Consider the following 20,456-nt stretch of genomic DNA (forward strand, 5'->3'; position numbering starts at 1 on the left):
CACCTGTGCACACCAATCTCGATGGCTCGGGCCCAGGGCCTGGCCGAGGACCGCTCCGACTGCCGCGGCGACGGCCTCGCCGGGGCGAGAGCGGGGTGGGGGAGCGCGGCAAGATCAGGATATCCGGCGCGCGGACCCCGTACGACCGGCCCTCCTCAACGGGCGGTGCCGCCCAGCGATTCGACCAGGGGGAGCAGCCGGTGCGGCACCCGTTCGCGCAGCGCGACCTCGGTCCGGGTCCTGACCACGCCGGGCAGCCGGATGAGCCGCTGGATGACGTCCTCCAGGTGCCCGTTGTCCCGGGCGACCACCCGGGTCAGCAGATCGCCGCCACCCGTGGTCGAGAAGGCCTCGATGATCTCGGGCACGGCGGCGAGCGCGTCACCGACCTCGTCCAGATGGCCCTGGGTCACTTCCAGGTGCACGAAGGCGAGGACGGGGTGGCCGAGTGCGGCGGGGGAGAGGAAGGGGCCGCTCCCGGTGATCACACCGTCCCGCTCCAGCCGGTCGATGCGCGCCTGGAGGGTGCCCCGGGCGATGGACAGGATGCGTGCGTACTCGCGCACGCTCGTCTGCGGCTGCTCGATGAGCAGCCGCAGGATACGGGTGTCGAGCGCGTCCACCGCCATGCTTCGCCGGCCTCTTTCGGTGCGTCCTCCGGGGGCCAGCGACTGTATCAACGGCCTCCGTGCGCGGCGGGCCGCGTGTCACCGGTCCGGCCGGATGTGCCCCGCGCACGGGCGGGTGGCGCGGGGCACGGGCCGGACGGTCAGAACTGCACGTCGGAGCAGGCGTAGAACGCGTTGCCGGTGTCGGAGATCGTCCACACGCCGAGGATCAGGTGCTTGCCGGACTTCTGCGGCAGTACGCCGGAGTGGCTGACCGTCGAGCCGGGGAGCCGTCCGCCGAAGGGCACCGTGAGGAACGGCTGCGTCTCCAGGTCGGCCCGGGTGAGCGGCTTGGTGGGGTCGTAGCCGTCCTTGGTGATGTAGTAGCGGAAGTCGGTCGTGGCGTGCCGGGCCTCGATCCGCCAGTTGAACGTGTAGTTCTGGCCGGCGGTGACCTTGGTGGCGGGCCAGGCGCCGCCGCGCGGGTCGTCCAGCTCGGAGAAGCGGCCGATGCCGCCCGAGCAGATGTGGCCGTCGGCCGGGCCGCGGGTGGGGAAGCCCTTGGGGCCCTCGACGCTCGGCGGCTCCCACTGGATCTGCCCGCAGCGCTTGACGGTGCCGATGCCGCAGAGCTGCTGCCTGCTGATCGGCGAGTCGGTGTAGCCGTGGCTCTGGGCGGGGGCCGAGGTGGCCAGCAGGGCCGCACCGGCGACCGCCAGCCCGGCCAGTAACGAGGTGATCTTCTTGCGCATACGTCGCTCCTGGAGATGTGGGGTGATGTCCGGAGAGTGCTGCGGTCTAGACCAAGGGTGAGCGTAGCGATGGCAATTTGACATGTCTAGACCAAGGGAGGCGCCTCGCGGGGAGGCTTCCCGGCGGGGGTGGTCCGTTGGCTGTCGCCTGGTAGCTCCGATATGCCTTTGAGTGAGCCAATGGCTCAGTCGATCGAGTTCAGTTTGAGCCAACCGCCCTTCGGGTGGTCTGATGTATCCGTCGATGGCGCTGCGGACCTCCGCGGCGCCTTTTTCGTGCCTGAACGTGACGGGAACGGAGAGCCGGTGGACCGGAGTGCGGGAGCAGCAGTGCTGAGGAAAGCGTTCGTGGGCCAGGACCCCGGCCGGATGCGGCTGCGCTTCGCGTCCCGGGCCGTGCTCGGCATCGGGCTGGCCGTCGTGGTGTGCGGGCTCGCCGGCCACTCGCTCGTGGCGGCCATCACCGGCGGCCTGGCCGCGCTGCTCGCCCTGTTCACCGTGACCGACCCCACCGTCCGGGGGCAGGCGGTCACCACCGCGCTGCTGCCCGCCGTCGGCTTCCCGGTGCTCGCGCTGGCCGCCCTGCTCCACGACCACCCGCTCGCCCGTGACACCGCGTTCCTCGCGGTCATGGGGGCGGGGGTCTACGCGAGGCGGTGGGGGCCGCGCGGGCACTCCCTCGGCGTGTTCGCCTTCATGGCCTTCTTCACCACGCAGTTCCTCCACACCCTGCCCGGGCAGCTCCCCGAGCTCTACTCCGCCGTCGCCCTCTCCCTGCTCACCGCGGCGGCCGTCCGCTTCGGCCTCTGGTGCTACGAACGCCGGCTGACCGCCCCCGCCGCGCCCACCCCGCCCGCCGGCACCGGCCTGGCCAGGGTCACCACCCGCCAGGCCGTCCAGGCGGTCACCGGCGGAGCCGTCGCGCTCATGGCCGGGCAGCTGATGTCCGACCAGCGCTGGTACTGGGCCGTCGGCGCCACCTGGTGGGTCTTCGTGAACACCGCCTCGCGCGGCGAGACCCTGGTACGCGGCTTCCGCCGGGTGCTCGGCACCCTCATCGGCATCCCGGTCGGCCTCGCCGTCGTCGTCCCGCTGCACGGGGCGCCCGTGCCGACCGCCCTCGTCGTCGCCGCCGGGGTGTTCGGGATCTTCTACACGGCCGCGGTCTCCTACACCTGGATGATGCTCTCCGTGACGGTCATGGCCGGTGCGCTCTACGGCTCGCTGGGCGTGCTCGACCCCGCGCTGCTAGCCCTGCGGCTCGGCGAGACCGCCGTCGGCGCGCTCGGTGCGATGCTCGCGGTGCTGTGCGTCCTGCCCGTCACCACGCACGCCACGACCGACGCCTGGATCCAGCGCGCCCTGCGCTGCGTGCACACCTGCACCGAGGAGGCCGCCGCCCGCCTCTCCGGCTCCGCCACCGCCGACCCGGCCCCGCGTATCGCCGAGCTGGAGGCCCTCCTCGGCCGCGTCCGCCTCTCGCTCGCCCCGCTGGTCCACCCGCTGAGCCCGCTCCGCGCCCGCCGGGCCCGGGCCGGACACGTGCTGACCCTGCTGGACGAGTGCGCCCGCGAGGTACGGGGCCTCGCCTCGGTGGCCGCCGACCCGGAGGCGTCCCACGACGCCCGGCTCGCCGCCGCCTGCTGGCGCGTCGAGAACGCGGTCGAGGCCCTGACCGGCCGTACGGCCGTCGCATCCGCCGTCCCGGCGCACCCGGCCGCCACCGAACCCGCCCTCGCCCACCTGCACAGCCTGGAACGCGCGCTCGCCGAACTCGCCGTGCCGCTGCACAGCCCGCCGGGTGCCCCGCTGGTCACCGCCTGATCGAGCACCCTTGGTCTAGACCGCCCCGCCGCACTGCTACCGTCGCCGCAAAAGATCACGACGGCACGTCCGCCGCGCACAGCCGGGGCGGGGAGGAGCAGCGGTGGACAGCAGCAACGGAGCGGTACGGGCCTTCATCGGATCGTTCACCTCGGCGGGCGGGCGGGGCGTCACCGTCGCCGCCGTGGACGCGGAGACCGGCGCGCTCACGGTCCTGGGGGCCACGGACGCCGTGCCCGACCCCTCCTACCTGGCGCTCGGCGCCGGCGGCACGGTCCTCTACGCGGTCAGCGAGACCGAGCCGGGCGGCGCGGCGGCCCTGGACGTCAGCACGGACGAACCCCGCCCGCTCGGCGAGGTCCGGGCGGTGGACGGCGACGGCCCCACCCACCTCACCCTCGCCGCCGGCCACCTGGTCACCGCGAACTACGGCTCGGGCAGCGTCAGCGTGCTGCCCGTCGCCGGGGACGGCACGCTCGGCCCCGTCGCCGCGGTCCTCGCGCACGAGGGCGGCGGACCGGTCACGGACCGCCAGGAGGGCCCGCACGCCCACCAGGTCCTGCCCGACCCCTCCGGTGCCTGGCTGCTCAGCGTCGACCTCGGCACCGACTCGGTCCGGGTCTGCGCGGTCGACCCGGCCACCGGCGAGCTGCGCACGCACGGCGAGACGGCCCTGCGCCCCGGCACCGGCCCGCGCCACCTGGCCTTCCACCCCTCGGGCGGCCACGCCTACGTGCTGAACGAGCTGGAGCCCACGCTCACCGTGTGCCGGTGGGACGCCACGGCGGGCGTCCTGGAACCGGTCCGCGAGATCCCGGTGCTGCCCGAGGGCGTGACCGTCGAGAGCTACGCCTCCGAGGTCGTCGTCGCCCACGACGGCCGGTTCCTGTGGGCGGCCAACCGGGGCCACGACAGCATCTCCGTCCTCGCGCTCGACGCGACCGGCGAGCACCCGTCCCTGGTCACGACCGTGGGCTGCGGCGGCCACTGGCCCCGCGACCTCGCGCTGGACCCGGCCGGGCGCCGGCTCTACGCGGCCAATGAGCGCAGCGGGAACGTCGCCTGGTTCACCGTGGACCCGGAGACCGGTGTCCCGGCCCAGGAGGGCACCCTGGACGCCCCGGCGGCGTCCTGTGTGGTCTTCGGCTGAAAACCGGTGAGGCCCCGGTGCCGGACTGCCGTCCGGGCCGGGGCCTCACGCATGCCGGAGAGGTCAGCGGGCCTGCGCCCCCTGGGCCACCGGGGGAGCGATCCCCAGGGCCGAGGTGTACATCGAGAGGACCAGCTTGCCGATCGCCGGGTACGCGCCCAGCGGCTCGGCGCTCGCGCAGCCGGCCTCCTTCGCCGCGGCGTCCAGCAGCCCCTCGGCCACCTCCGGGCCCACCAGGTACGGAGCCACGGCCAGCTGGAGCGAGCCGGAGCCCTTCAGCTGGTCGGCGATCGCGGCGACCGAACCCTCCACGTCGAGCGCGGCGGCCATCACCGGCACCGCGAGCCGGGCCGCGAGCAGCATGCCCGTGATCCCCGCCGCCTGCACGGCCTCCTCGCCGCCCACCGTGGCGAGCACGATCCCGTCGGCGGCCGTCGCCACCGTGAAGAGCCTGGCCCGGTCCGCGCGGGCCAGCCCGGCCTCCGACAGCCGGACGTGCAGCGCCTCGGCCAGCAGCGGGTGCGGGCCGAGCACATCGGTCAGCTCCGCCGGAGCCTCGCTGTCGGTGATCGCCTGACGTATCCGCTGCACCAGCGCGCTGTCCGGACCCGCGAGCAGCGGGACCACCACGGCGGCCGGGCCCTCGGGCTCGGCGACCTCACGGCCCACGGCCAGCGCCTGCTCGTACCGCGCGGTGCGCTCGGCGGCGGAATGCGCGATCACGGAGGCCAGCGCCGGGTACTCGGCGTCGTCCCCGTCCACGTAGCCGATCAGGGCGTTCAGACCGGGCAGCTCGGAACGGGCGATGCTGATGACCTCTTCGGCCAGACCGCGGCTGGTCGAGGAGGGGGTACCGGGAACGGCGAGAACGAGCGCGGCAGCGCCCTCGGGTGCGACCACGGGCTCCGGGCGGCGGTGCCGTCCGGACTGGCGAGGTCGCGGCATTCGTACAGGCAGGCCGGAAGCGGGCCCAGTGGGGGTGCTCATGGCGCCGCATGCTACTGGTTTCGGACGCCTCCCTGCTCGGGGAGGGTCCGGTCGAGCGGCCTCTGTCCGCTTTTATCCGATCGGCGGCTTACCGGGCTACTGCCCTGATCTGTCGTCAGCGTGCGCGCGGCCCGTCGCCCTACGAGCGGGGCCCGGGCGCCGGAACGCAGAGCAGCGTCGGATGGTGCGGCAGCCTCAGCCCTCCGGTGTCCAGGGCCTGGGCGATGCGCAGCGCACCGATCAGGGGATCACCCGAACCGGGGACTGCCCGTGCCCGGGGCAGCAGCCGCGCCAGCTCCTCGCGCAGCGGTACGAGCAGGGGCTCGCCCATCCGGAACAGCCCGCCGGTCAGCGCGACTTCGCAGGCGTCCTCGTCCGCCTTCGCCTCCGGGCACACCGCCGCGGCCGCCTCCGCGATATGCGCGGCGGCTTCCCGCAGGATGCCCCCGGAGACCGGGTCGCGGTCCGCGCACGCGGCCACCTCCGGCGCGAACGAGGCCAGCAGCGCGGGCCGGTCGGCGCGCGGGTAGAGCAGACCGGGCAGCTCCTGCGGCGGCCCGAACACCGCTTCCAGCCTGGCCAGCAGCGCCGGTGAACCGCCGCGCCGCCCGTCGTACGCGCGCATCGCGGCATCGAGCCCGGCCCGTCCGATCCAGGCACCGCCCCCGCTGTCGCCGAGCAGGTGCCCCCAGCCGTCCGCCCGCCGCCACGCCGTCAGGTCCGTGCCGAGCGCGATCAGCCCGGTGCCGGCGGCCACCACCGCGCCGGGCCGCTGGCCGACCGCCCCGGCGTACGCGGTCACCGCGTCCGCCGCGAGCGCGATCCGGCGCACCCCCAGCGCATCGGCCAGGGCGCCCGGCAGTTCGGCGCGCAACTCGTCGCCCAGCGTGGCCATCCCCGCGGCTCCGACCGCCGCGGCGGTGATCCGCCCGCCGGGGGCGTGCCCGTCGAGCAGGCCGCGTACGGCGGGGAGCACCTGATCCAGGAGGTGGGCGGCGTCGATGCCGCGCGGGCCGGTGCGCACGGGACCGCCGCAGGCGACGGTGGCCAGTGGGGCGTCCGCATCGGCCGTGCCCAGCGCCACCCGGAGCCCCGAGCCGCCCGAATCCACACCGAGGACATACGTGCCCGGTTGTCCGTGTGACGTCATGGACCGGCTCCCGGGGACGAAGGGGTGAGGGACGGGCAGCACCCTATCCCCGGGGGACCGCGTTGCGCCGGTAGGGTGATCTTTCGTGACAGCGCGACCGTTGAACGAAGTAGTCGAGCCCGGCTGGGCCGACGCCCTGGCCCCCGTGGCGGGGCGTATCGCCGCGATGGGCGATTTCCTGCGTGCGGAGGTCGCGGCCGGCCGCACCTACCTCCCCTCCGGGGCGAACGTGCTGCGCGCGTTCCAGCAGCCCTTCGAGGACGTACGGGTCCTGATCGTCGGTCAGGACCCGTACCCCACACCGGGGATGGCGATCGGGTTGAGCTTCGCGGTCTCCCCGGACGTGCGCAGGCTGCCGGGCAGCCTGGAGAACATCTACCGGGAGCTCAACGCCGACCTCGGGCTGCCCAGGCCGTCGAACGGCGACCTGACCCCGTGGACCCAGCAGGGCGTGCTGCTGCTGAACAGGGCGCTGACCACCGCGCCCCGCTCGCCCGGCGCCCACCGCGGCAAGGGCTGGGAGGAGGTCACCGACCAGGCCATCCGCGCCCTGGCCGCCCGGGGCAAGCCGCTGGTGTCCGTGCTCTGGGGCCGCGACGCCCGCAATCTGCGCCCGCTGCTCGGCGACCTGCCGGCCATCGAGTCCGCCCACCCCTCCCCGATGTCCGCCGACCGGGGCTTCTTCGGGTCCAGGCCGTTCAGCCGGGTCAACGAACTGCTCGCCGCCCAGGGTGCCCAGCCGGTCGACTGGCGGCTTCCGTAGGAAGCGCGCCTCACACCTCGACCGCCGCCGCCCGTACGCACAGCACGTCCGGGAGGTGCGAGGCGAGCTGTTCCCAGCTGTCCCCGTCGTCCGCGCTCGCGTACAACTCGCCGTTGCGGTTGCCGAAGTAGACCCCGGCCGGGTCCGCGTCGTCCGTGCAGAGCGCGTCGCGCAGCACCGTGCCGTAGTGCGCGCTCTCCGGCAGGCCCGCCGACAGGGGCTCCCAGTGGGCGCCCGCGTCGGTGGTCCGGAAGACCCGGCAGCGGTGCTCGGCGGGCACCCGGTCGGCGTCGGCGTTGATCGGGAAGACGTACGCGGTGTCCGCGCGGTGCGGGTGGGCGGCGACCGCGAAGCCGAAGTCCGAGGGCAGGCCGGCGCCGATGTCCGTCCAGTGGCCCCCGGCGTCGTCGCTGCGGAAGACGCCCCAGTGGTTCTGGAGATAGAGGCGGTCCGGGTCGGCCGCGTCCCGGCTGACCTTGTGCACGCACTGGCCGAACTCCGGGTCCGGGTCGGGCAGGAAGACCGCCGAGACCCCCTTGTTGGCCGGGGTCCAGCTCGCGCCGCCATCGCTGGTCCGGAACACCCCGGCGGTGGACACCGCGACCGTCACGGCGCGCGCGTCCCGCTCATCGGTCAGGATCGTGTGCAGCCCCTCGCCGCCCCCGCCGGGCACCCAGCGCGAACGCGTCGGGTGCTCCCACAGCGGGCGCACCAGCTCGAAGGACTCGCCGCCGTCCCCGGACCGGAAGAGCGCGGCCGGTTCCGTGCCCGCGTAGACGACGCCCGGCGCCTCGGGTCCCGCCGGCTGCAACTGCCACACCCGCTCCAGCGAGGTCCCGGTGAACTCGGGGAACTTCACCGCCGGGGTCTTCGGCTCGACCCAGCTCGCGCCCAGGTCGTCGGAGTGGAAGACGGACGGGCCCCAGTGCGCGCTGTCGCCGCCGACCAGCAGCCGTGGCCGGTCGCCCCGGGTGTCGATGGCGACCGAGTAGATCGCCTGGGCGTTGAAATGAGGCCCCTCGAACTCCCACGCACCGCCGCGCCTGCGGCCGATGAAGAGCCCCTTGCGGGTGCCCACGGTGAGCAGTACATCGGTCATGACCGAACCTCCCGAAACGCCGTTGTGCCGGATACGCGCCAGTCTGTACCCCGGCACTGACAACGGCGTGGACGACGGTCCGGGCGGGCCGTGTCTCAGCGGCAGGGCGGTGCGGTGCTGCTGCGGACCACCAGGTTCGTCGCCAGGTCCACCCGGGTCGTCGCGGGCTGCCGGCCGCGCCCGAGGTCGAGCACCAGCCGCGCCGCCGTCTCGGCCATCTCGATCAGGGGCTGGCGCACCGTGGTCAATGGCGGCCCGATCCACCGAGTGAGCGGCAGGTCGTCGAAGCCCACGACGCTCAGGTCCTCCGGGATGCGCAGACCGAGCTCGCGCGCCGCCTCGTACACACCGAGCGCCTGGAGGTCGTTGCCGGCGAAGACGGCGGTCGGCCGGTCCGCCGAGCGCAGCAGCTCCATCCCGGCCGCGTACCCCGCCTCGTGCGAGAACTCGGCCTCGCGGATCAGCGACGGGTCGATCGGGATGTCCGCCGTCTCCAGGGCGGCCCGGTAGCCGTCCACCCGGGCCCGGCTGCACATCATCCGGGTCGGTCCGCCGACCACGCCGATCCTGCGGTGGCCGAGGCCGGTGAGGTGGCGGGTCGCGGCGAGACCGCCCTGCCAGTTCGTCGTGCCGACCGAGGGGATGTCGTCGCCCGGGTCTCCGGCCGGGTCCACCACCGCGTACGGGATGCTGCGACTGGTGAGCTGCGCGCGCTGGGCGGCGGTGAGGTCGGACAGCACCAGGATGACCCCGACCGGCCGGCGGGCCAGCACCCCGTCGACCCAGGTCTGCCCCGGGCTGAGGCGGCCCGCGCTCTCCGAGAGGACCAGGCTCAGCCCCTCCTCGCGGGCGACGTTCTCCACCCCGCGTACGACCTCCATGGCCCACGCGCTGTCCAGCTCGTGGAAGACCAGGTCGATGAGTTGCGACTGCGTGGTCGAGCCGCGTCTGCGGCGGTAGCCGTGCTGGAGCAGCAGCTCCTCGACCTTGGTGCGCGTACCGGGCGCGACATCGGCGCGCCCGTTCAGGACCTTCGAAACTGTCGGAGCCGAGACTCCGGCCGCTCGGGCGATTTCCGCCAGCGTGGCAGTGCCGTCCGACGGCGCTGCGGCAGGCGCATTCTCCTGATGTGACTGGACGTTTGCGGGGCTCATACAGCGAATCGTAACCGCCCGGCGCCCGAACGGAGGCGGGAGCCCGGGCGAAAAATTCGCGGTCCGCGACCTCTTGACTGGCCGGAAACCCAACCGTACGGTTCCGGCAACATTCGCAAGCAACTCCGAAAGATTCGACAGAGGTGCGGTCATGCGGTCGGGAATATTCACTCAGGGCAAGCGCGCGGCGAGATGGACCGCGGCCGGTGCGGCCATGGTCATGGCGGGAGTCCTGGCGGGCTGCGGATCGGACGGTGACAGCGGCGGTGGCGGCGCCACGCTGACCGCGTACGTCTACGGCGACGACGCCGTGAAGGTGCAGCAGGCCGCGGTCAAGGAGTTCAACAAGACCTCCGACGTCAAGGTCAAGCTCGTCTCCGTCCCCGGCACCGACTACGTCAACAAGCTCCGCAGCGCCATGGGTTCCCCGAGCGCCCCCGACATCTTCTTCAACTGGGGCGGCGGCTCCATCAAGCCGTACGTCGACGCGAACCAGCTGGTCGACCTCACCTCGACGTTCAAGGACGACGCCACCCTCAAGGACGGCTTCCTGCCGTCGATCGTCACCGCCGGCAGCCTCGACGGGAAGGTCTACGGCGTCCCGATGCGCGGTATGCAGCCCGTGATGCTCTTCTACAACAAGACCCTCTTCGCCGAGAACAACGTCCAGGTCCCCAAGACCTGGGAGGACCTGCAGCAGGCCATCAAGACCTTCAAGGGCAAGGGCATCACCCCGTTCGCCCTCGGCGGCTCCGACAAGTGGCCCGAGCTGATGTGGATGGAGTACCTGCTCGACCGGATCGGCGGCCCCGACGTCTTCCGCAAGATCCAGAACGGTGACAGCTCCGCCTGGGGCGACCCGGCTGTTCTGAAGACCGCCCAGACCGTCGAGCAGCTCGTGGACGACGGCGCCTTCGGCAAGAACTTCAACTCCGTCGACTACGGCAACGGCGGTGCGCCCACCCTGCTCAACAAGGGCAAGGCGGCCATGCACCTGATGGGTTCGTGGGAGTACTCCACCCAGCTCGGCAAGGCGCCCGACTTCGCCAAGAAGGACCTCGGCTGGACGAACTTCCCGACCGTCGCGGGCGGCGTCGGCGACCCGGCCGACGTGGTCGGCAACCCCACCAACTACTGGTCGGTGAACGCCCGCACCAAGCACAAGGACGCGGCCATAGCCTTCCTGAAGACCATGGCGTCCAAGTCGTACGCGCAGGCCCTCGTGGACAACGGCGACGTGCCCACCACGTCCAACGCCGCCTCCATGCTCAGCGGCTCGCCCAACCCGAAGTTCGCCACCGACCAGTACGAGATGGTCCAGAAGGCCCCCGACTTCACCCTGTCCTGGGACCAGGCGCTCGAATCCCAGACCGCCACCCCGCTGCTCACCGAGATCAGCAAGCTGTTCGCCGGCAAGTCCACGCCCGAGCAGTTCGTCGCCGCGATGAAGGCCGTCAAGTAACGATGTCCCACGTCTCCTCGTCACCCAAGGTGCGCGGAGGACGGAAGGCGGCCGCCGGAAACGTCGGCCGCCCCCCGGTCGCCTGGGCGCTGCCCGGCATCCTCTTCTTCGCCCTCTTCGCGATCGTCCCGCTGGCGATCGCCGTGTACCTCTCCTTCTGCCACTGGGACGGGCTGAACTCCCCGACCTCCGTCGGCACGGCCAACTGGACCCGGCTCTTCAAGGACCCGGAGTTCCGCCAGGCCGCCTGGCTCAGCCTGCTGCTGACCACGGTCAGCTGGGCCTTCCAGACCCCGGTGGCCCTGCTCCTCGGCGTCTGGGCGGCCGGCCGGCAGCGCAGCCGCGCCGTGCTCTCGGCGGTCTTCTTCATCCCGCTGCTGCTGTCCACCACCGCCATCGCGATGCTGTTCCACGCGCTCCTCGACCCCAACTTCGGCGTCATCAAGGAGATCGGGCCCTGGTTCGGCATCGACCCGAACATCATGGGCTCGTCCACCGGAGCCCTGCTCACCGTGGCGTTCGTCGGCGGCTGGCAGTTCATGCCCTTCCACACCCTGATCTACCAGGGCGGCACCCGGCAGATCCCGCAGGTCCTCTACCAGGCCGCCGAGATCGACGGCGCAGGCATGTTCCGGCAGTTCTTCCACATCACCCTGCCGCAGCTGCGCAACACCATCACGACCTCCTCGGTCCTGATGATCGTCGGCTCGCTGACCTACTTCGACACCGTGCTCATCATGACCAAGGGCGGCCCTGGCACCGACACCACCGTGCTGCCGTACCTCATGTACCGCACCGGTTTCCAGACCTACGACCTCGGGTACGCCGCCGCCATCGCGACCGCCCTCGTCGTCGTGGCCACCGCCCTCTCGCTGATCCTCGTCCGCTTCAGCGGCTTCGGGAACATGCGCTCCACCCGGGAAGGTATGTGACGCGATGTCGACCGACACCCGCCCCGCGACGCGCCCCGCGCAGCCCCTGACCCGCACCCGCCCCGCCACCGCGCGGCGCCGCCGCAGGTGGGGCAACCCGCTGGCCGGCCTCGGCTCGCTGGTCTGGCTCGTGCTCGTCGTCGTCCCGCTGTACACGCTGGTCTCGTCCTCGCTGATGCACCAGGACGAGGCGCTGAACGGCGACCCGCTGGCCGTCCCGACCAACCCCACGCTCGAGAACTACCGCACGGTGCTGGACAGCGGCTTCTCCACGATGCTCTCCAACACGGCCATCGTCGCCGTGGCGACCACGGCGATCGTGCTGGTCCTCTCGATCCCCGTCGCGTACGTCGCGGTACGCACCCGCAGCAGGCTCTCCGGACTCGCCTTCCGCACCTTCCTGCTCGGCGTCGCCATCCCCGCCCAGGCCGTGATCGTGCCGCTCTACCTGCTCATCAGCAAGATGGGCCTGTACGACAGCCTGCCGGCCATCATCCTGCCGACCGCCGCGTTCGCGATGCCCGTGGCGGTGCTCATCCTCAGCGGCACCATGCGCGACGTCTCCGAGGAGATGTACGAGGCCATGGCGCTCGACGGCGCCTCGTCGCTGCGGATGCTGTGGCAGCTGGCGATCCCGATGTCCAAGGCGGGCATCAGCACGGTCGCGATCTACACGGCGCTCCAGGCGTGGAACGGCTTCCTGTTCCCGCTGATCCTGACCCAGTCCGAGGAGAACCGGGTGCTGACCCTCGGTCTCTTCAACTTCATGTCCCAGTTCGGGGTGAACATCCCGGCCGTGCTCGCCGCGATCGTGCTCTCCGTCGTACCGATCTTCGCCGTGTACCTCGTGGCACGGAAGGCACTGGTCAACGGACTGATGGGGGTGGGCGGCAAGTAACGCACCCATGCCGCCGCGTACCACCGCACTCTTGAGAGGAATCCCCGCCGCCATGGCAAACCCCCCTGTTCCCCATGCCCGCAGGACCGAAGCGGCCACCGCCGTCGACGGCCCCTGGCAGGACCCCGCGCTCGCCCCCGAGGAGCGTGTGGCCGACCTCGTCTCCCGGATGACCCTCCAGGAGAAGACCGCCCAGCTGTACGGAATCTGGGTGGGCGCCGACGCCGACGGGGACGGGGTCGCCCCGCACCAGAACGAGATGGTCGACGCCATCGACTGGGACGCGCTGATCCCGCGCGGCCTCGGCCAGCTGACCCGCCCCTTCGGCACCGCCCCCGTCGACCCGGCCGTCGGCGCGATCTCGCTCGCCCGCGCCCAGCGGGCCATCGCGGGCGCCGGCCGCTTCGGCATTCCGGCCCTCGCCCACGAGGAGTGCCTGGCCGGCTTCACCGCCTGGGGCGCCACCGCCTACCCCGTCCCGCTCTCCTGGGGCGCGGCCTGGAACCCGGACCTGGTCACCGAGATGGCCCACCGGATCGGCGGCGACATGCGGTCCGTGGGCATCCACCAGGGCCTCGCCCCGGTCCTGGACGTGGTGCGCGACCTGCGCTGGGGCCGCGTCGAGGAGACCATCGGCGAGGACCCCTACCTCGTCGCGACCATCGGCACGGCGTACGTGAAGGGCCTGGAGTCCGCCGGTATCGTCGCCACCCTCAAGCACTTCGCCGGGTACGCGGCATCGGCCGGCGCCCGCAACCTCTCGCCGGTCCGGGCCGGGGCCAGGGAGCTCGCCGACGTCATCCTCCCGCCCTTCGAGATGGCCCTCCTCGACGGCGGCGCCCGCTCCGTCATGCAGTCGTACGCGGAGATCGACGGCGTCCCGTCGGCGGCCGACCCCGCCCTGCTCACCGGGCTGCTCCGCGACACCTGGGGCTTCGAGGGCACCGTCGTCGCCGACTACTTCGCCATCGGCTTCCTGGAGACCCTGCACAAGGTCGCCGAGGGCCGCGCCGACGCCGCCCGCCTCGCTCTGAACGCCGGCGTCGACGTGGAACTGCCCACTGTCCGCAGTTACGGCGACGAACTCGCCGCCGCCGTCCTGGCCGGTACGGTCCCCGAGGCCCTGGTCGACCGCGCGCTGCACCGGGTCCTCCTCCAGAAGTGCGAACTCGGGCTGCTCGACCCCGACTGGACCCCGCTTCCCGCGCTCCTGCGCGACACCGACCCGGAGCGGGCCCGCGAGACCATCGACCTGGACCCCCCGCGCAACCGCGCCCTCGCCCGCGAACTCGCCGAACAGGCCGTGGTCCTGCTCGCCAACCCGCAGGGGGCGCTGCCGCTCGCCGGGACCGGGCGGATCGCGGTGATCGGCCCCCGCGCCGACGACGCGCTCGCCATGCTCGGCTGCTACTCCTTCCCCAGCCACGTCGGCGTCCTCCACCCCGAGACCGCCATGGGCATCGACATCCCCACCGTGCTCGACGCGGTGCGCGGCGAGTTCCCCGCCGCCACGGTCACCGGCGCCCCCGGCTGCGAGGTCGACACCACCGACACCTCGGGCTTCGCGGCGGCGGTGGACCTGGCCCGGGACGCGGACGTCTGCGTCGCCGTGCTCGGCGACCGGGCCGGGCTCTTCGGGCGCGGCACCTCGGGCGAGGGCTGCGACGCCGACGACCTCGCGCTGCCCGGCGTGCAGGGCGAACTGCTCGACGCGCTGCTGGACAGCGGAACCCCGGTCGTCCTGGTCCTGGTCACGGGCCGGCCGTACGCGCTCGGCCGCTGGGCGGACCGCACCGCCGCCGTGGTCCAGGCGTTCTTCCCCGGCGAGGAGGGCGGCCCGGCCCTGGCCTCCGTGCTCTCCGGCCGGGTCAGCCCCTCCGGCCGGCTGCCGGTCTCCGTTCCGCGCCACCCGGGCGGCCAGCCGTGGACCTACCTCCAGCCGCCCCTCGGGCTCGCCAACGGGGTCAGCAACCTGGACCCGACACCGCTGTACCCCTTCGGCCACGGCCTCACGTACACCTCCTTCGCCTGGGAGCCCGGCGCCGCCGCCCCGGAGGAGATCCCCACCGACGGCTCCGCCGACATCGAGCTGACCGTCCGCAACACCGGGGACCGGGCGGGCGCGGAGGTCGTCCAGCTCTACGTGCACGACCCGGTCGCCCAGACGACCCGGCCCGACAACCGGCTCATCGGCTACGCCCGGGTGCCGCTCGACGCGGGCCAGGAGGCGCGGGTGCGCTTCCGGTTCCACGCCGACCTGGTGTCCTTCACGGGCATCGGGGGGCGGCGCGTCGTGGAGCCGGGCGCGCTGGAGCTGCGGCTCGCGGCGTCCAGCGGTGCCGAGGACATCCGGCACACGGTGCACCTGCGCCTCACCGGTCCCGAGCGCACCCTCGACCACCGGCGCCGGCTGGTGTGCGACGCGGTGGTCGAACCCGTACCGGCGGCCGCCCCCGTACGGGGCTGACCGCACCCGCAGACACCGGGCGGGGGCGCGCGGCCCTTACCGCGGCGCCCCCGCCCGGGCACAGCTGCACGAAACTTTCGAAACACCCACACCCGCGCAGGCCCACCCGGTCACCGGGGACCCGGCCGTGCGCCTCTCGAAGGGTTTCTGTCATGCGCAAGCCAATGAAGGCCGTGCTGATCGGCACCGCCGCCGCGGCCCTCCTCGCCCCCTGCACCATCAACGCCTTCGCCCACTCCGAGCACGGCGGCGGGTCCAAGGACCGGGCCACCACGCTCGGCGCCCTCGGCAAGCGGTCCGGCGTGCGCATCGGCACCGCCGTCGACATGGCGGCCCTGGCGGACGACGCGCCCTACCGCGCGAAGGCCGCGAGCGAGTTCAGCTCGGTCACCCCCGAGAACGTCATGAAGTGGGAGGTCGTCGAGCCGAGCCGCGGCCGGTACGACTGGAAGGAGGCCGACAAGCTGGTCGACTTCGCCCGCGCCAACGGCCAGCTGGTGCGCGGCCACACCCTGCTCTGGCACAACCAGCTGCCCGCCTGGCTCACCGCCGGCGACTTCACCGCCGACCAGCTGCGCGCCATCCTCCGCGAGCACATCACCGACGAGGCCCGCCACTTCAAGGGCCGCATCTGGCAGTGGGACGTCGTCAACGAGGCGTTCAACGACGACGGCACCCTGCGCGACTCCCTCTGGCTCCAGAAGCTGGGCCCCGGCTACATCGCGGACGCCTTCCGCTGGGCCCACGCGGCCGACCCGAAGGCCAAGCTGTTCATCAACGACTACAACATCGAGGGCGTCAACGCGAAGAGCACCGCCCTCTACGACCTGGTCGTGGAGCTGCGCAAGCAGCACGTACCGATCGACGGCGTCGGCATCCAGGGCCACCTGTCCGTCCAGTACAACGCCCCCCACGACATCGCCGAGAACATGAAGCGGTTCGACGCGCTCGGCCTGGAGACCGCGATCACCGAGGCCGACGTCCGCGTCCCGATGCCCTCCGACAGCACCAAGCAGGAGGCGCAGGCCGAGGGCTACGACGTACTGCTGCGCGGCTGCCTGCTCACCCGCAAGTGCACCGACTTCACGGTCTGGGGCTTCACCGACAAGTACTCCTGGGTGCCCGACACCTTCGAGGGCGAGGGCGCGGCCAACCTCTACGACGAGAACTACAAGGCCAAGCCCGCCTACAGCGCCCTGCGCGACGACCTGCTGCTCGCCGCCGGCCGCAACTGAGCACGGACAAGGAGAGCAGCATGGACAGCGACACCCCCGGCACCCCCGGGCGGACCAGCCGCCGAGCGGTCCTCGGCCTCGGCCTCGGGCTCACCGCACTCACCGCCACCCCCCTCGGCTCCCTCGTCGGTCTGACCGGTGAGGCGTCCGCCACCGGGCACGGCCCCGCGCCACGGCCCACCGACCCCGGCGCCTACCTCTCGTTCACCGCACAGCGCGGCAGCTTCCCGCTGGTCAGGCACGGAAGGGCGACCCCGGTCCTGGTCAGCGACCACGACTGGCCGGGCGTCGTCCGGGTCGCCGGCGACCTCCGCGACGACATCGCACGCGTCACCGGAGTCCGCCCCGCCCTCTCGCACGGGGCGGTGCCCAAGGCCCGCGAGATCACCATCGTCGGCACCGTGGGCCGCAGCCCCCTGATCGACCGGCTGGTCGCCGAAGGCCGGCTCGACGTCTCCTCGATCCGGGGCAAGTGGGAGACCAGCCTCCAGACCGTCGTCGACCACCCGCTGCCCGGCGTCGAGCGCGCCCTCGTCATCGCCGGCAGCGACCAGCGCGGGACCATCTTCGGCGCGTACGACGTCTCGCGCGGCATCGGCGTCTCGCCCTGGTACTGGTGGGACGACGTCACCCCCGTACACCGCGACGAGATCCACGTACTGCCCGGGCGGCACACCCAGGGCACCCCGGCCGTGAAGTACCGCGGGTTCTTCATCAACGACGAGAACCCGGCGCTGGGCACCTGGGCCCCCGCGTACTTCGGCCCCGGCAAGGCGCCCGGTTTCGAGGGCGGCTTCAACGCGGACTTCTACGCCCGCGTCTTCGAGGTCATGCTCCGGCTCAAGGCCAACTACCTGTGGCCGGCCGTCTGGGGCCGCGCCTTCGCCGAGGACGACCCGCTCAACCACGCCACCGCCAAGGCGTACGGCGTCGTCATGGGCACCTCGCACGAGGCGCCGATGATGCGCGGCATCGAGGAGTGGAACCGGCACGCCGTCGCCGCCGTACGCGACGCCGAGGGCACCATCACCACCCCCGGCCACGACCCCTACGGCGGCACCGGCGAGTGGTCCTTCCGCCGCAACGCCGAAGCGCTCAAGGCCTACTGGGCGGACGGCATCCGCCGGATGAAGGACGAGGACTTCGAGGGCGTCGTCACCCTCGGCATGCGCGGCAACGGCGATGTCAGCCTCCCCGACGGCGACGGCATCGAGCTGATGACCGAGATCATCGCCACCCAGCGGCAGATCCTCGCCGAGGTCTCCGGCAAGGACGTCACCACGATCCCGCAGGTCTGGACGCTCTACAAGGAGGTCCAGCGCTACTGGGACCGGGGCCTGCGCGTCCCCGACGACGTCACCGTGGTCCTCACCGACGACAACTGGGCCAACATCCGCAAGCTCCCCGACCCCGCCGAGGCCCCGAGGGAGGGCGGCTACGGGCTGTACTACCACTTCGACTACGTCGGCGTCGGCCGCAACTACAAGTGGGTGGACACCGCGTCCCTCCCCAACATGTGGGACCAGCTCCACCAGTGCCACGCCTACGGCAACCACGGACTGTGGGTCACCAACGTCGGCGACCTCAAGGGCAACGAACTGCCCACGCAGTTCTTCCTGGAATACGCCTGGGACCCGGAGCGCTGGACCCTGGACCGGCTGCCCGAGTGGGAGGAGATGTACGCCCGGCAGAACTTCGGCGAGAAGCAGGCCGCCGAGATCGCCGCCGTCCTGCGCGAGTACGCCCGGCTCCAGGCCCGCCGCAAGCCCGAGCTGCTCAACCGCCGGATCACCCTCGACCCGGCCAAGGACCCCGCCACCGACAGCGCGGCCGTGGTCTACGACGACCAGGCGTCCCCGTTCAGCCTCGTCCACTACCGCGAGCTGGAGCGCGTCACCGAGGAGTGGCGCCTGCTCGGCGAGTGCGCCCGGCGGATCGGGCGCAGGCTGCCGGCCTCCGCCCAGGACGCCTGGTACGAACTCGTCGGCTACGAGGTCGCGGCCACCGCCAACCTGTACGCGCTGCGCGAGGCGGAGTTCACCAACATCCATTACGCGGCCCAGGGCCGGGCCCTCACCAACGATCTCGCGGCCACCGCCGAGGCGCGGCTCGCCGACGACTTCGCGCTGGCCGACCGCTTCAACACCAAGATCGCGGGAGGCAAGTGGCAGGGCTTCCAGACCCAGCCGCACATCGACTACGGCGACGTCGAACGCTACGGGCCCAACGCCCCCTGGCAGCAGCCCGAGATCGACAACGTGGCCATCAAGGACGTGCTCTTCCCGGCCGTCAAGCGCATCGAGCTGCCGGCACGGGCCGCGATGGGCGTCGCCGTGGACGGCTCCACGGCCTGGTGGCCGCTTGAGACCGCGCCCGCCGTGCTGCCGGTGTTCAGCCCGTACCAGACCCGGCCCGCGCAGTACATCGAGGTGTTCAACCGGGGCCGCGCCCCGTTCGACTACCGGGTGCGGACCGGAGCGTCCTGGCTGACCGCCGACCGGGTGCGCGGCCGCGTCACCACGCAGGACCGGATCACCCTGCGCGTCGACTGGGACCGCGCCCCCAAGGGCGTCACCCGCGTCCCGGTCACCGTCACCGGGCCCGACGGGGCGGAGGTGACCGTCACAGCGGTGGCCGACCGCCCGGCGCTCTCCCGGGCCCGGCTCGGCGGCTTCGTGGAGGCCGGCGGCCATGTCTCCATCGAGGCCGACCACTACCACCGTGCCGTCGGCGGCGGGGGCGTCACCTGGCAGCGCATCCCGGACATCGGGCGGACCGGGGCCGGCATGGAGCCGTTCCCGGTCACCGCAGCCCGGCAGACTCCCGGCGGCCGGAGCCCGCACCTGGAGTACCGGGTCAGCCTCTTCACCACCGGGCCCGTCACCGTGTACGCGTACCTCTCGCCCCGTAACAACGCACTGCCGACCGACGGGCTGACCTACGCGGTGTCCTTCGACGACGACGCCCCGCAGCGGGTGAACGTCACGAAGGCGACGGGGGCCGACGACGGGACCATGAACGCCCAGTGGGCCCGGCACACCTCCGACAACGTCAACATCACCGGCACGGTCCACCGCATCGCCGCCCCCGGGGTGCATGTGCTGAAATTCTGGATGGTCGACCCGACGGTGGTCCTCCAGAACCTGGTGATCGACACCGGCGGCCTCGAACCCAGCTACCTGGGCCCGCCGGAAAGCCTCCGGCTGGACTGAGCCCGGGGCACGGAACGTACACGGGAAGGTGCGCAGCGATGACGGACGAGCACGGGGACGGCGGAATCCTGGAGGTCGCCCCTGCCGGGGCGGAGGTCGGGATCACCGTCGCCACCCCGTCCGGCGAGCACACCTTCCTGTGCACCCCCGCCCGGGCCCGGGAACTGGCGGCCGCCCTCGGCTTCGCGGCGGACGAGGCCGAGAGCGGGCCGGCCCACCACGTCACCGTCCGGGCGGACGAGCTGCACCGGGGCGATGTGCGCGACGGCGACCGCGCCATGACCGTGGAGGCCGTCCGCGTCGAAGGGGGCACCGCCCATGTCACCTGGGCGTCCGGCGCCGGACGCAGCTGGAACCAGATGTACGACGCCGACGCCTCCATCCCGCTCCGGCGCCGGGGCCGGCTGCCGGGGGCGTGAGCGTTCGCGCGCGGCCCGGCGGCGGGCGCACCCTGGAAGGGAGACCTTCCGGAGGTGAACGCCATGACCCGAACCGCTGTCGGATGGCACATCGAGCTTGAATTCGAGGAGGACACCCACCGCACCCGCGCGGCCGCCCTGGTGCGGCTCTCCGACGGACAGGAGGTGCGCGCCCACGGGTACGCCAGCCGCCACCCCTCCGACGCCGAGCAGCCCCGGGTGGGGGAGGAGATCGCCGGAGCCCGCGCGCTCAACGAACTGGCGATGAAGCTCCTGACCAAGGCGCACGACGAGATAGACGACGCGGCCGGCCGCAGCTCGTACCCGCTGAGGCCCCGCTGAGA

At 72.7% G+C, this 20,456-nt stretch carries 17 protein-coding genes; 11 read left to right on the top strand and 6 right to left on the bottom strand.

From position 1 onward, the window contains the following. Positions 1–155 precede the first annotated feature (155 nt). Together ACIQZN_RS14085 and ACIQZN_RS14090 are read right to left on the bottom strand one after the other, a co-directional pair. Positions 156–629 (bottom strand): Lrp/AsnC family transcriptional regulator, encoded by a 474-nt coding sequence (locus ACIQZN_RS14085; protein ID WP_018106209.1) that lies wholly within the window; start codon positions 627–629, stop codon positions 156–158. 140 nt (positions 630–769) lie between these two features. Beyond that, positions 770–1,360 (bottom strand): lytic polysaccharide monooxygenase, encoded by a 591-nt coding sequence (locus ACIQZN_RS14090; protein ID WP_403992196.1) that lies wholly within the window; start codon positions 1,358–1,360, stop codon positions 770–772. A 369-nt stretch (positions 1,361–1,729) separates the two neighbouring features. Between ACIQZN_RS14090 and ACIQZN_RS14095 the strand changes: the two genes are divergently transcribed. Together ACIQZN_RS14095 and ACIQZN_RS14100 are read left to right on the top strand one after the other, a co-directional pair. Beyond that, positions 1,730–3,184 (top strand): FUSC family protein, encoded by a 1,455-nt coding sequence (locus tag ACIQZN_RS14095; protein WP_403992345.1) that lies wholly within the window; start codon positions 1,730–1,732, stop codon positions 3,182–3,184. A gap of 103 nt (positions 3,185–3,287) precedes the next feature. Then, positions 3,288–4,334, top strand: a complete 1,047-nt coding sequence (locus ACIQZN_RS14100) for a lactonase family protein (RefSeq protein WP_403992198.1) — start codon at positions 3,288–3,290, stop codon at positions 4,332–4,334. A gap of 63 nt (positions 4,335–4,397) precedes the next feature. On the opposite strand, the gene ACIQZN_RS14105 is transcribed toward ACIQZN_RS14100, so the two are convergent. Together ACIQZN_RS14105 and ACIQZN_RS14110 are read right to left on the bottom strand one after the other, a co-directional pair. Further along, on the bottom strand, positions 4,398–5,321 hold the full coding sequence (locus ACIQZN_RS14105) for a sirohydrochlorin chelatase (protein ID WP_403992201.1): 924 nt from the start codon (positions 5,319–5,321) through the stop codon (positions 4,398–4,400). Between the two features lie 139 nt (positions 5,322–5,460). Then, on the bottom strand, positions 5,461–6,471 hold the full coding sequence (locus ACIQZN_RS14110; protein WP_403992204.1) for an N-acetylglucosamine kinase: 1,011 nt from the start codon (positions 6,469–6,471) through the stop codon (positions 5,461–5,463). Between the two features lie 85 nt (positions 6,472–6,556). Between ACIQZN_RS14110 and ACIQZN_RS14115 the strand changes: the two genes are divergently transcribed. Beyond that, on the top strand, positions 6,557–7,234 hold the full coding sequence (locus tag ACIQZN_RS14115; protein WP_403992206.1) for a uracil-DNA glycosylase: 678 nt from the start codon (positions 6,557–6,559) through the stop codon (positions 7,232–7,234). 10 nt (positions 7,235–7,244) lie between these two features. On the opposite strand, the gene ACIQZN_RS14120 is transcribed toward ACIQZN_RS14115, so the two are convergent. Both ACIQZN_RS14120 and ACIQZN_RS14125 read right to left on the bottom strand, forming a co-directional pair. Continuing rightward, positions 7,245–8,333: a WD40/YVTN/BNR-like repeat-containing protein gene (locus ACIQZN_RS14120; protein ID WP_403992209.1), complete on the bottom strand. Its 1,089-nt coding sequence runs from the start codon at positions 8,331–8,333 to the stop codon at positions 7,245–7,247. A gap of 95 nt (positions 8,334–8,428) precedes the next feature. Beyond that, positions 8,429–9,487: a LacI family DNA-binding transcriptional regulator gene (locus ACIQZN_RS14125; protein WP_403992212.1), complete on the bottom strand. Its 1,059-nt coding sequence runs from the start codon at positions 9,485–9,487 to the stop codon at positions 8,429–8,431. Positions 9,488–9,701: 214 nt separating this feature from the next. Here ACIQZN_RS14125 and ACIQZN_RS14130 point away from each other — a divergent pair, with 214 nt between their 5' ends. From ACIQZN_RS14130 to ACIQZN_RS14165, 8 genes are all read left to right on the top strand, one after another. Continuing rightward, on the top strand, positions 9,702–10,949 hold the full coding sequence (locus ACIQZN_RS14130; protein ID WP_403992348.1) for an extracellular solute-binding protein: 1,248 nt from the start codon (positions 9,702–9,704) through the stop codon (positions 10,947–10,949). Between the two features lie 2 nt (positions 10,950–10,951). Then, a complete protein-coding gene (locus tag ACIQZN_RS14135; protein ID WP_403992214.1) occupies positions 10,952–11,881 on the top strand; it encodes a carbohydrate ABC transporter permease in 930 nt (309 codons plus the stop codon). A 4-nt stretch (positions 11,882–11,885) separates the two neighbouring features. Continuing rightward, a complete protein-coding gene (locus ACIQZN_RS14140) occupies positions 11,886–12,779 on the top strand; it encodes a carbohydrate ABC transporter permease (RefSeq protein ID WP_403992217.1) in 894 nt (297 codons plus the stop codon). A gap of 52 nt (positions 12,780–12,831) precedes the next feature. After that, positions 12,832–15,246, top strand: coding sequence for a glycoside hydrolase family 3 N-terminal domain-containing protein (locus ACIQZN_RS14145; protein WP_403992220.1), 2,415 nt, complete (start codon positions 12,832–12,834; stop codon positions 15,244–15,246). A 152-nt stretch (positions 15,247–15,398) separates the two neighbouring features. Next, positions 15,399–16,481, top strand: coding sequence for an endo-1,4-beta-xylanase (locus ACIQZN_RS14150; protein ID WP_403992223.1), 1,083 nt, complete (start codon positions 15,399–15,401; stop codon positions 16,479–16,481). Positions 16,482–16,501: 20 nt separating this feature from the next. Continuing rightward, positions 16,502–19,693: a glycosyl hydrolase 115 family protein gene (locus ACIQZN_RS14155; RefSeq protein WP_403992226.1), complete on the top strand. Its 3,192-nt coding sequence runs from the start codon at positions 16,502–16,504 to the stop codon at positions 19,691–19,693. A 38-nt stretch (positions 19,694–19,731) separates the two neighbouring features. Beyond that, complete coding sequence (locus tag ACIQZN_RS14160; protein ID WP_403992229.1) at positions 19,732–20,112, top strand: hypothetical protein; 381 nt, start codon at positions 19,732–19,734, stop codon at positions 20,110–20,112. 63 nt (positions 20,113–20,175) lie between these two features. Continuing rightward, positions 20,176–20,454 carry a dsRBD fold-containing protein gene (locus tag ACIQZN_RS14165; RefSeq protein WP_391266479.1) on the top strand — a complete coding sequence of 93 codons (279 nt, stop codon included), beginning with the start codon at positions 20,176–20,178 and terminating at the stop codon, positions 20,452–20,454. Positions 20,455–20,456: the final 2 nt, after the last annotated feature.

This window comes from Streptomyces sp. NPDC097595 (genome assembly GCF_044761525.1).
GTDB classification, from domain to species: Bacteria; Actinomycetota; Actinomycetes; order Streptomycetales; family Streptomycetaceae; genus Streptomyces; species Streptomyces drozdowiczii_A.

Bases quoted from the DNA above. Each gene is read 5' to 3' on its own strand.
- ACIQZN_RS14120 (WP_403992209.1), bottom strand. From the start codon at position 8,333: ATGACCGATGTACTGCTCACCGTGGGCACCCGCAAGGGGCTCTTCATC.
- ACIQZN_RS14145 (WP_403992220.1), top strand. From the start codon at position 12,832: ATGGCAAACCCCCCTGTTCCCCATGCCCGCAGGACCGAAGCGGCCACC.
- ACIQZN_RS14155 (WP_403992226.1), top strand. From the start codon at position 16,502: ATGGACAGCGACACCCCCGGCACCCCCGGGCGGACCAGCCGCCGAGCG.
- ACIQZN_RS14130 (WP_403992348.1), top strand. From the start codon at position 9,702: ATGGTCATGGCGGGAGTCCTGGCGGGCTGCGGATCGGACGGTGACAGC.
- ACIQZN_RS14095 (WP_403992345.1), top strand. From the start codon at position 1,730: ATGCGGCTGCGCTTCGCGTCCCGGGCCGTGCTCGGCATCGGGCTGGCC.
- ACIQZN_RS14125 (WP_403992212.1), bottom strand. From the start codon at position 9,487: ATGAGCCCCGCAAACGTCCAGTCACATCAGGAGAATGCGCCTGCCGCA.
- ACIQZN_RS14140 (WP_403992217.1), top strand. From the start codon at position 11,886: ATGTCGACCGACACCCGCCCCGCGACGCGCCCCGCGCAGCCCCTGACC.
- ACIQZN_RS14165 (WP_391266479.1), top strand. From the start codon at position 20,176: ATGACCCGAACCGCTGTCGGATGGCACATCGAGCTTGAATTCGAGGAG.
- ACIQZN_RS14105 (WP_403992201.1), bottom strand. From the start codon at position 5,321: ATGAGCACCCCCACTGGGCCCGCTTCCGGCCTGCCTGTACGAATGCCG.
- ACIQZN_RS14110 (WP_403992204.1), bottom strand. From the start codon at position 6,471: ATGACGTCACACGGACAACCGGGCACGTATGTCCTCGGTGTGGATTCG.
- ACIQZN_RS14150 (WP_403992223.1), top strand. From the start codon at position 15,399: ATGCGCAAGCCAATGAAGGCCGTGCTGATCGGCACCGCCGCCGCGGCC.
- ACIQZN_RS14160 (WP_403992229.1), top strand. From the start codon at position 19,732: ATGACGGACGAGCACGGGGACGGCGGAATCCTGGAGGTCGCCCCTGCC.
- ACIQZN_RS14135 (WP_403992214.1), top strand. From the start codon at position 10,952: ATGTCCCACGTCTCCTCGTCACCCAAGGTGCGCGGAGGACGGAAGGCG.
- ACIQZN_RS14085 (WP_018106209.1), bottom strand. From the start codon at position 629: ATGGCGGTGGACGCGCTCGACACCCGTATCCTGCGGCTGCTCATCGAG.
- ACIQZN_RS14090 (WP_403992196.1), bottom strand. From the start codon at position 1,360: ATGCGCAAGAAGATCACCTCGTTACTGGCCGGGCTGGCGGTCGCCGGT.